General features: G+C 70.1%; 7 protein-coding genes and 1 pseudogene. All 8 read right to left on the bottom strand.

The window, feature by feature from the left end; genetic code table 11:
- Positions 1-573: hypothetical protein (locus D7V97_RS38230; RefSeq protein ID WP_233583497.1), on the bottom strand; the 573-nt coding region annotated here is incomplete at its 3' end.
- Positions 574-627: 54 nt separating this feature from the next.
- Positions 628-1,398 carry an SDR family NAD(P)-dependent oxidoreductase gene (locus D7V97_RS38225; protein ID WP_120615520.1) on the bottom strand — a complete coding sequence of 257 codons (771 nt, stop codon included), beginning with the start codon at positions 1,396-1,398 and terminating at the stop codon, positions 628-630.
- A 78-nt stretch (positions 1,399-1,476) separates the two neighbouring features.
- A complete protein-coding gene (locus tag D7V97_RS38220; protein ID WP_120615519.1) occupies positions 1,477-2,055 on the bottom strand; it encodes a class I SAM-dependent methyltransferase in 579 nt (192 codons plus the stop codon).
- Between the two features lie 173 nt (positions 2,056-2,228).
- Positions 2,229-3,113: a hypothetical protein gene (locus tag D7V97_RS38215; RefSeq protein ID WP_233583496.1), complete on the bottom strand. Its 885-nt coding sequence runs from the start codon at positions 3,111-3,113 to the stop codon at positions 2,229-2,231.
- Positions 3,110-3,301: a hypothetical protein gene (locus D7V97_RS38210; protein ID WP_147445149.1), complete on the bottom strand. Its 192-nt coding sequence runs from the start codon at positions 3,299-3,301 to the stop codon at positions 3,110-3,112. Before D7V97_RS38210 ends, D7V97_RS38215 begins: the two co-directional genes overlap by 4 nt.
- A gap of 91 nt (positions 3,302-3,392) precedes the next feature.
- Entirely contained in the window at positions 3,393-4,982 is a 1,590-nt protein-coding gene (locus tag D7V97_RS38205; protein WP_120615517.1) for a glucose-6-phosphate isomerase, read from the bottom strand.
- Between the two features lie 185 nt (positions 4,983-5,167).
- Positions 5,168-6,067: a sterol desaturase family protein gene (locus D7V97_RS38200; protein ID WP_120615516.1), complete on the bottom strand. Its 900-nt coding sequence runs from the start codon at positions 6,065-6,067 to the stop codon at positions 5,168-5,170.
- Between the two features lie 27 nt (positions 6,068-6,094).
- Positions 6,095-6,440: pseudogene (locus D7V97_RS38195) on the bottom strand (TetR/AcrR family transcriptional regulator); the annotation flags it as partial.

Raw genomic sequence — 6,440 nt, 5'->3', positions numbered from 1 at the left:
TGGAGCCGCGCCATCAGCGGCGCATACCCCGTCGCCTGCACGCCGGTGACGAGCGGCGCGAGCTTCTCCTGCGCCTGGGTGAGGCGTCCGCCGTCCACCAGCACCTTCACCTCGGAGAGCCGCGCCTTCGAGCAGCTCCTCGGCGTCCAGCGCCTCCACCACGGTGCGCGCGGCGGTCTCCGGATCCATCACGCGGCAGTGCACGCGCATGCGGCCGACCTCCGTCTCGCCGCCCTCCACCTCGCCGTTGCCCGTCCAGCCGAGCGCGTCCGTGAGCAGCTCCTCCACGGCGTTGCGCTGCTCGAAGTCGTGGCCGCTGCCCTTGCCCTGCACGGGGTACTCCACGAGGAGCACGGCCATGGCCTCCGGGTCGGGCTCGTCGTAGCCGGCGTCCACGAGGGACTCGGCCTCCTGGGCGATGACCATGTCGGGGTCCTCGTCGGGGGGGACGGGAACGTCCTTCTGCTCGCCGCCGTCGCCCACGACGCCCCAGTGCACGGTGACGACGCCCTCGTGCTCCCACGCCTCCCAGTAGCGCAGGGTGTCGCCGTCCTTCTTGTAGAGCTTCAGCACGTGCGTGGCCTCATGCGCGCGGACTCTAACGCCAGGGCAGGGGCGGAAGCGGCCCTAGAAGGCGCGGCCCTGTCCGCCATCCACGGGCAGGGTGGAGCCGGTGACCCACTTCGCCCGCTCCGAGGCCAGGAAGGCGACCACGTCCGCCACCTCCTCCGGCGTGCCGAAGCGGCCCCAGGGAATCTGCTCGCGCACCACGCGGGCCACGGCCTCGGGGTCCAGCTGCTGGCGTTTGTCCCAGCTTCCCCCGGGGAAGAAGATGGCGCCGGGGGCGACGGCGTTGACGCGGATGCGGTGGGGGGCCAGGTCCACCGCCATCTCCTTGGTCAGCGCGATGAGGCCCGCCTTGGCGGCGCTGTAGGGCGCGCTGGTGGCGTACTCCCGGCCGAAGATGGAGCTCATGTGGATGATGCTGCCGCCCCCCGTGGCGCGCATCAGGGGCACCGCGCGCTGGCTGCACCACACGGCGGACATCAGGTTGCGCTGGAGGACGTCCATCCACTGCGCGGTGCTGGCCGCGTCGAAGGCGCCCGCGCCGCCGCTGCCGCCCACGTTGTTCACCAGGATGTCCAGCGACCCGAACGCGCGCACCGCCGAGTCCACCGCCGAGTAGGCGCCCTCGGGCGTCGCCACGTCCGCCACCACCGTGGCCACCTGCGCGCCCTCGGAGCGCAGTTCCTTCGCGATGACCTCCAGGGGCTCCAGGTGACGCGCGCACACGCACACCCGCGCGCCCTCGCGCGAGAGCACAGTGGCGATGGCCCGTCCGATGCCCCGGCTGCTGCCGGTGACCAGCGCCGTCTTCCCCGTGATTCCGAGTTCCATGCGGCCCCTTCTAGCGCTGCCGTGGGACCGGTGGGACAGGGGATTCGTGGGAGGCGGTCGACATCCGGACGGAAGGGGTCAGAGGCGCTCGAAGACGTCCAGGCGGTAGGTGCCCTCCATCTCGCCGCGCAGGTGGCGCAGGCCCCGGCGGGTGAGCCGGTGGAAGGCGTCATGGACGTCATGGCCGTTGAGGCGCATGTCGCGGGTCTGGCCGGTCCAGTGGACGAGGAGCAGGTGCCCGCCGGGCTCCAGGTGTTCGAGGATGCGCTGCTGCGCGCGCTGCAGTTCGAGGGGGCTCCAATAGCAGGCGCGTTCGGACAGGAGGGTGAGGTCGAAGGTCGCGCCGGGGTAGTCGTCCGGGACGGACATGAGCTGGAAGCGCACGTGGGGCAGGTGGCGACAGCGGTGGATGGCGCGGGCCTGGTCGCGCGGGGACACGTCCACGGAGAGCAGGGCCTCACAGCGTGCCTGGAGCTTCTCGGTGAGACCGCCGATGCCGCCTCCGATTTCGAGGGCGGAGCGGTAGCGCGCGCGGGGCAGCGCATCCAGCGTGACGGTGTCCCGGCTGCGCACGCAGCCGAGCGCATCGAAGCGCCACGGATCATCGACCTCCGGGGATGCGGCGATGGGGAGGGGGGCGGACCAAGAAGGTTTCATCCAGGGGCTCCGGGGATCGCGAACTCCCAGGATGCGACAGTGCTGCGCCCGCGACATCCCGTCCGTCAGGGCCCGTTGCAGTGTTGGCCGTGCACACCGTGATGAGGCTCCATCGACTGGCGGACGGCCCGGGACCTGGGGGCAGGCGCGGCGTCAGCGGGAGGACGTGGAGCTCAGCGGTCAGGCCAGGAGTCCGGCTGGCAGGACCACGGCCAGTCCTTCCTGAGACGGTCGCAGTGGTAGCCCTCGGTGCACGGGTTGGGTCCGTTCGGATCGCAGGCTTGAACGCAGTGATAGCGGTCGCAGACCTGGCCCTCCGCGCAGGTGGGGTTCGCGGGGGAGCAGCGCACGACACATTCCATCCAGACCTTGCCGGGGAACCGCGAGTCCGGGCGCGCATCGCACTTCCGTCCATCGGAGCAGGGCGTCTCCACGCAGTTCGTGCCGTAGACCTCCGCGCAGATGGAGGTTCCTTCCTCGAAGGGGACGCAGGTCTGGCCCTGCGGACATCCGCGCGCCTCGCAGGTGGGAAGACAGGAGGGCTCGGGCTTCACGTCCGCGCAGAAGAAGCCCTTCGCGCAGGTACCGGGTACGCCAGGAGTGCAGGGGCGGGCGCAGTAACCGTAACCCCAGGTGCCCGCGCACTGAAGGTCCGCGGTACAGGATGCTTCCCGATTCAGGGGAAGTTTCAGGCAATGCTCCCCCTCTTGCCGTGGGCCAATGGGTGCGCAGAGTCTGACTTCGGCTTTCCCGTTGGTGGTGGACAGCGTGCTGCAACGTTGGCCTTCGAGGCATTGCAGGTCGGTCATGCAGGCACTGTCCGTGCAGTACTTCCCATGGCGACCATCGAAGAAACAACCCAGAGGCTGCTCGCAGTCGGCCTGCCTCGAGCAGCGTTGGTGGTAGGTCAGCAGTTGCGCGCGAGCCTCGCTGCTGAGGATCGGAATCACGCCGTCCTGGACGGGCATCTCCCGGAAGCTCCAGAGGATGAACACCGTTGGAGCGACGAGCGCGACGCACGCGAACAGGCCCATCGGCGTGTGCCAATGGCGCATCATGGACAGTTCTCGAGGCATTCCGCGCTCTGGTCGCCTTCACCGAGGCAATAGCGTTCGTAATCCTCGTCGGAACAGGGCTCCTTGGGCACCTGCTCCACCGCATCCCGATGCGCGGCCCGGTCCACCAGTCCTCCCCGCCGGTGCGCCTCCGGGCACGCGGTCATGCAGCCCAGCACGAACAGCCACATCCCCACGGAGTGCGCACGGCCCTGGCCCATGACGGCCCAGGCTAACCGTCACCTGGGACCGTCAATCATTGCCCCGCGGGGCAGCCCACTGTCACCCCGCCTGGAAGCGGGCTTCCGCGGGGCGCTCGCCGCCGGTGCGCTTCACGCCGTGGTCGCCATTGGCGGACAGGTGCTCCAGCAGCTTGAACACCGTCTCCGCCTCGTCCGGCGCGCCGATGTCCTGGGCCAGCTGATCCGCCGAGCGCGCCTCCGCCTTCGCCGCCTGCAACTTCGCCAGCAGCTTGCCCTGCAACTCCAGCACGCGGCCCGCGGCCTTCTTGCCCGCCTCCACGCCCGGCTGGTGATAGGCATTGACGTTCACGAGGCTGGCGTAGAACCCCACCGCCCGCTCGTACAAGGCAATCAACGCGCCCACCGTGCGCGCGCTCACGTCCTTCACCGTGAGCGTCATCGACTCGCGGCCCTTCTCGAACAGCGCCCGGCGCGTGCCCAGCAGGAAGCCCAGCAGGTAGTCGCCGCTGGTGTTGTCGCCCTCCACCGCCATCGACTGGCCGTCGCGGTCCTTCAGCACCTCCACGAAGGTGGCGAAGAAGTTGTTCACGCCCTCGCGCAGCTGCTGCACGTACGCGTGCTGATCCGTGGAGCCCTTGTTGCCGTAGACCGCGAGGCCCTGGTTCACCACCTTGCCGTCCAGGGACAGCTCCTTGCCCAGCGACTCCATCACGAGCTGCTGGAGGTACTTGGACATCAGCATCAGCCGGTCCTTGTACGGCAGGATGACCATGTCCTTGGCGCCCTTGCCGCCGCCCGCGTGGAACCACATCAGCGCGAGCAGCGCAGCCGGGTTCTTCGCCACGTCGTGCACGCGCGTCGCCGCGTCCATGTCCTTCGCGCCCGCGAGGAAGCCGTCCACGTCCAGCCCCTGCAACCGCGCCGGCACCAGGCCCACCGCCGACATGAGGGACGTGCGCCCGCCAACCCAGTCCCACATCGGGAAGGTGCGCAGCCAGTGGTGCCCCTTCGCGTACTGGTCCAGCTCGCTGCCGTCACCCGTCACGGCCACCGCGTGCGCGCCGAAGTCCAGGCCGCGCTGCTGGTAGGCGCGCTCCGTCTCCAGCATGCCGTTGCGCGTCTCCTTGGTGCCGCCGGACTTGCTGATGACCACCGTGAGCGTCTCCGCCAGCCGGTCGCCCAGGTGCCCCAGCGTCCGGTCCATCCCGTCCGGATCCGTGTTGTCCAGGAAGTGCACCTGCATCGGGTCCCGGTGCGAACCCAGCGCGTCCGCGACCAGCTGCGGCCCCAGCGCGGAACCGCCAATGCCCACCAGCAGCACCTGCGTGAACTTCGCGGCCTTGACGGGCTTCACCTTGCCGGCGTGCACGTCCCGGGCGAAGGCGGCCACCTGGGCCTGCATGTCGGTGATGGCCGTCTTGAGCGCGGCCTCGGGCGACAGCTCCGGCGCGCGCAGCCAGTAGTGGCCCACGCGACGCTTCTCGTCCGGGTTCGCGATGGCGCCCTTCTCCAGCGCGTCCATCGCCTGGAACGCCGCGTCCATGCGCGGGCGCATCCCGTCCAGGAAGTCCGCGCCGAAGTTCATGCGGGAGATGTCCAGCGTGAGCCCCACCGAGGGGACGACGCACAGGTGCCGCTGGTACCGCTCCCACAACTCGCGCTCCGTCATGACCCGACTCCTTGCCTGGGAGGGGCGCCCGCCTGCTTGACGCGCGGAGGCCCTGGAAACCGTCGCGGCGCACCGTAGCAAGGCCCGCACGGCGTGACGGCAAGGATGTCGTGGCCCGCGTTGCCTGGAGGTCGCTTCGGTCAGGGCTTCTGTCGCCTCCTGTCGAATCCAGGAGGCCCCAGCCCTCACGGCGACGGGTGCGCGGCCTCCACCGGCGGCGGGGCTTCCAGCGCCTGCGCGGCCTTGGGCTTCCAGGCCGGGTTGCGGAAGATGTAGCCCAGCCGCTGGCTCAGCGGGCCGGGTCGGGCCGCGTCCCGGGCGATGGCGGCCCACTCGTGGAACGCGATGCGCACCGGGTTGTACGTGGAGAGGTTCTTCGTCAGCCCGTACACAGGGCGCTCGACCTCCGGGGTGAAGGTGCCGAAGAGCCGATCCCAGAGGATGAGGATGCCCGCGTAGTTCGTGTCCAGGTAGACGGCGTTGGACGCGTGGTGCGCGCGGTGGTGCGACGGCGTGTTGAAGAGCCACTCCACCGGACGCGGCAGCCGGACGATGGCCTCCGTGTGGATCCAGTACTGGTACAGCAGGCTCACCGCCTGCTGGGTGACGATCATCTCCGGGGAGAAGCCCAGCAGCGCGAGCGGCACCCAGAACACCCAGCCCGTCATCGGCGTCCACGTCTGTCGCAGCGCCGTGGACAGGTTGTAGTGCTGGCTGGAGTGGTGCACGACGTGCGACGCCCAGAAGAAGCGGCTCTCGTGGTGCACGCGGTGGAAGGCGTAGTAGCAGAGGTCTTCCAGGAAGAAGAGCAGCACCCACGCCCACGGCCCGGAGCCCATGCGCAGCGGCGTCAGGTGGTAGAGCCCCGCGTAGCCCGCGAACGCCACGACCTTCCAGCCCACGCCCACCGCCACGCTCCCCAGCCCCATGGCGAGGCTGGCCAGCGTGTCCTTCCACGTGTGGCCCTTCACGGTGGCGCCCGCTTCGGCGCGCAGCCGCTTCACCCACAAGGCCTCGGCGATGACGGTGATGACGAACACCGGGATGGCCGGGGTGATGAGGTCGGGGATGTGTGAGATGTCCATGGGTGACCTCCTGCGTGTGCTGACAGCTCAGGCTTTGGGGGCGAAGGAGACGCGCAGGAAGCGCGCCAGGGTGTCCAGCATGCGGCGGTGCGCGGGGTCCGTCGGTCGGGCCGTGCCGCCCACCGCCGCGCCCTGCACGGCGTCCAGCGCCAGCTCCACCACGTCGTCGAAGTCCGGGTGCGTGGCGGCCACGTCCGGGAACAGCTCGCGCGCCACGCGGTGCAGGTTCTTGCGGTGCGGGCCGTCCACCGCCGCCAGCGCCTTCTGCAACTCCGGGTCGGTGCGCGCCGCGACGTACAGCTCGATGGCGGCCTGGAGCTCCGGCCGCTGGTACGCGGCCCACAGCATGTCCACCACCGCCCCCACCCGGTCC

Origin of the sequence: Corallococcus sp. CA053C (genome assembly GCF_003611675.1) — a bacterium.
Lineage (GTDB): Bacteria > Myxococcota > Myxococcia > Myxococcales > Myxococcaceae > Corallococcus.
The sequence above is the reverse complement of the archived record's forward strand: the minus strand, read 5'-3'. Positions and strand labels throughout refer to the sequence as shown.

Bases quoted from the DNA above. Each gene is read 5' to 3' on its own strand.
- D7V97_RS38220 (WP_120615519.1), bottom strand. From the start codon at position 2,055: ATGAAACCTTCTTGGTCCGCCCCCCTCCCCATCGCCGCATCCCCGGAG.
- D7V97_RS38200 (WP_120615516.1), bottom strand. From the start codon at position 6,067: ATGGACATCTCACACATCCCCGACCTCATCACCCCGGCCATCCCGGTG.
- D7V97_RS38215 (WP_233583496.1), bottom strand. From the start codon at position 3,113: ATGATGCGCCATTGGCACACGCCGATGGGCCTGTTCGCGTGCGTCGCG.
- D7V97_RS38205 (WP_120615517.1), bottom strand. From the start codon at position 4,982: ATGACGGAGCGCGAGTTGTGGGAGCGGTACCAGCGGCACCTGTGCGTC.
- D7V97_RS38210 (WP_147445149.1), bottom strand. From the start codon at position 3,301: ATGTGGCTGTTCGTGCTGGGCTGCATGACCGCGTGCCCGGAGGCGCAC.
- D7V97_RS38225 (WP_120615520.1), bottom strand. From the start codon at position 1,398: ATGGAACTCGGAATCACGGGGAAGACGGCGCTGGTCACCGGCAGCAGC.